This window comes from Gluconobacter sp. Gdi (assembly GCF_014132155.1).
GTDB lineage: Bacteria > Pseudomonadota > Alphaproteobacteria > Acetobacterales > Acetobacteraceae > Gluconobacter.
In genome coordinates this window covers 1-474 of sequence record NZ_BLJQ01000069.1, presented here as the reverse complement: position 1 = coordinate 474, position 474 = coordinate 1, and the positions used below count along the sequence as shown (strand labels likewise).

The 474-nt window shown below is 63.7% G+C and carries 1 protein-coding gene; it reads left to right on the top strand.

The features are described 5' to 3' along the window. Positions 1-141 precede the first annotated feature (141 nt). Positions 142-474, top strand: a 333-nt coding sequence (locus tag JN414_RS16510; RefSeq protein ID WP_202208886.1) for a hypothetical protein, incomplete at its 3' end; no start/stop codon positions are given.

Here is a 474-nt window from a genome sequence, read left to right as displayed (position 1 = left end):
GCTTCGCCAGGCGGTCCTCGGGATTGTCATGGCTGAACATCTTCGCGCTGGCGACAGCACCATGACGCTGCAGATCCTCACGATCACGGAGGAACTGGCGGCGGTCCTGGGTTCCTTCATTCTCGATCAGGATCAACTGGCATGACACGTTTTTCGCTTCTGCTCGCCTCGGCGGCCGTGCTGGTCTGCGGGACGGCCTGGGGGCAGTCGGTCATCGTGCCGTTCCGGGCCGGTCATACGCTTCCAGCCGAGGCGCTGATTACGCTCCAGAAGGGCAAGGCCGACACGAACCTGTCGCAGACGACCATCCAGCTTGCCCCGACTGGCAGCGCTGTCAGTCTGGCGCAACGCCTGGGCGAACAGCCGAGCGTTCGAGATTTCGGCGCGCAGGCAGACGGGAAGACGCCGGCCGATACAGCCATCGTCACAGCGTTTGCAACTGCACCCACGCCGCTGGTGAATTTCCCCTATGCG